Origin of the sequence: Solibacillus merdavium, assembly GCF_014836935.1 — a bacterium.
In the GTDB taxonomy this organism is placed as follows: Bacteria; Bacillota; Bacilli; order Bacillales_A; family Planococcaceae; genus Solibacillus; species Solibacillus ferritrahens.
In genome coordinates, this window is record NZ_JACSPW010000039.1 from 1 (window position 1) to 2,163 (window position 2,163).

The following is a 2,163-nucleotide window of genomic DNA, read 5'->3' on the forward strand; positions in this document are numbered from 1 at the left end:
ATGCCTAAAACATCGAGCGCTGAATCCAGGTCTTCATCCTCGTCGTCTTCGTCATCCGCTGCTTCTGCCACCGAAACCGGACCTTTCACAGAGCCTTCCATCATGACCAGTTCTCCCTGCATATCGGTCACACTGTCTAGCACGATGCTACTGAATCCACAGGTGAAACGAAGTGATTCGGTTGCACTGAATGCCATGTTTTTTGCTATGAAGAAAATAAATACTGCTTATTCTATTAATAAATAGAGCACAAATGAATGAATATTTCATTTGCGCTCTAAGTTTAATTCCCACTGTTAAAGGAGACTCTCCGTTTAACTACTTGAAAACAGCAATATTTATTTTAATGTCCATTATACTTTTTATCCATATATGAGGTCTGTTCAGTTAAAGTTCTTGTTTAGCGTTATTCTTTCTTATCACTGTATATGGGGAACGACTCCCAATTTGTAATTTATACAGTATCCTTAGATAATATGAAAAACCCTCGATTATTGGTTGATTTTCGTTCACTAAAGGGATATGGTTGTTTCATACAAAATACCCCAAACGTTTTACGCTTGAGGTATACACTTTTACACTAATTTTACAAATTAAACTATTTATTTATTTTCTATCACGCATAATTCTTTTGTAAAATTATTATATTTTAATTAGAAAATAAATAACCGTACTAATTAATTTTTATAATTTTCAAGCATTTACCGAGTTCCCCAAGTTCTTTCAGATTTTTTTTAGCCAAAACAAAAGGAATGTCTTTCATCAAAACAAATGGGAGTTGCTTCGAACCTTTCAATAAATCAAATAACCCCTTTTTAATATTAAAAACATCTTGTATTTTTTTCAAATCAGTTGCCCCACCCTTAAGTGGATGCACTAGAATAAGTTCACACATTTCCTCGTTAATCGATTCATCATCATCATCATCTTCTTCTTCTTCTTCTAATAAATCAATATTTATTGCGCCATTATTTATCCAGGTAACAAAATCCTCACTGACTATGGTAGCGTATTCCGGATTCATCACTCCTGCGTCAACCTGTAATAATTGACTAGAACCCTCAGCTGCTGACATTAAGTAGAATTTACCTCCACCATTACTTCCGATTGCTAAATAGCCCTGAGCATAATCTGAAACCTCATATGTTTGATTTCTTTCTATTATTATATCAGTCCCAAAAATGGAGATACCTTCCTCTGTTTCAAATCCATTTGTCAATTTTAATAAGTCTCTATACACTTTTGGGAAATCCAAACCCATTTCTATCTCCACTCTTTTAATCTCATAATCATCAACTGCTGGGTAAAGATTGAATTTTGACAAAGAATATCTATTTATCATTTAAATCCTCCTAATCCATCAAAAAATCTATATGCTTCCTTAGTTACCTTTTTTGCCACTTTATGGTCAACACCAGCTTTAATCATTTCTCTATATGACTCATTAAATTCATATACAATGCTAGTATTAAATCCTTCAGCTCGTCTCCTTGCTCTTTGTAATGAAGAAATAATAGCATGTGATTCACCTGAGATAGATTTTAACAATAAAGATGGTGCATTAGAACTGCTATATTTTATTCCATTCCTCTTTGCCCACAATTTTGCCCATTCATCTTGAATTGCATGATGAGCCTGCACAAGTCCATCTAATTTCGATGTACCGGATCCAGGTGCACGGTTCTTATTGGGACTCATTTTCTTATAAGCATCAATATCATTAGTACCATAACCACCCTTTTTAAGATCACTTTTAGTAGATCTTTGTAGAAAACTAGCTCCAGCCCTATCATTGATATTTGCATGGATTTGCTCGGAACTTAATTTACCGTACTTATCCCTTAAATACTCTGCTCGAGTTTTATCTGCACCCTTAGTCTGCTCCTTAGATTTAACAGGTGGTAACGTTGTTGCGCTTGCTTCCTTCTTTGCCAAGGACGGTGGTTGCTGCTTTGTCGGATTCGTTGGTGTTGGGGACTTGGCCAGATTTACTGTTTTATTTGTTGCTTTGCTACCTGATGTAGCTCCTGAAACAGCCTTTGCTCCGAGCTTTACGCTATGTTTCACACCTTTTACTAAAGGTCCGCCTAAAATAGCAGCAACTGATACTCCGCGTTCCCAGCTTTCCAACTTTCTACCGGTAATTGGGTCTCTTCCGATCAC

General features: G+C 35.9%; 2 protein-coding genes. Both read right to left on the reverse strand.

What is annotated here, in order from left to right; genetic code table 11:
- Window positions 1–673: 673 nt before the first annotated feature.
- Complete coding sequence (locus H9632_RS18605) at window positions 674–1,342, reverse strand: SMI1/KNR4 family protein (protein ID WP_191705552.1); 669 nt, start codon at window positions 1,340–1,342, stop codon at window positions 674–676.
- Window positions 1,339–2,163, reverse strand: an 825-nt coding sequence (locus tag H9632_RS18610; protein WP_191705553.1) for a pre-toxin TG domain-containing protein, incomplete at its 5' end; no start/stop codon positions are given. The genes H9632_RS18610 and H9632_RS18605, both read right to left, overlap by 4 nt.

Excerpts from the sequence above, each read along its gene's own strand:
- H9632_RS18605 (WP_191705552.1), bottom strand. The coding sequence starts at position 1,342 with ATGATAAATAGATATTCTTTGTCAAAATTCAATCTTTACCCAGCAGTT.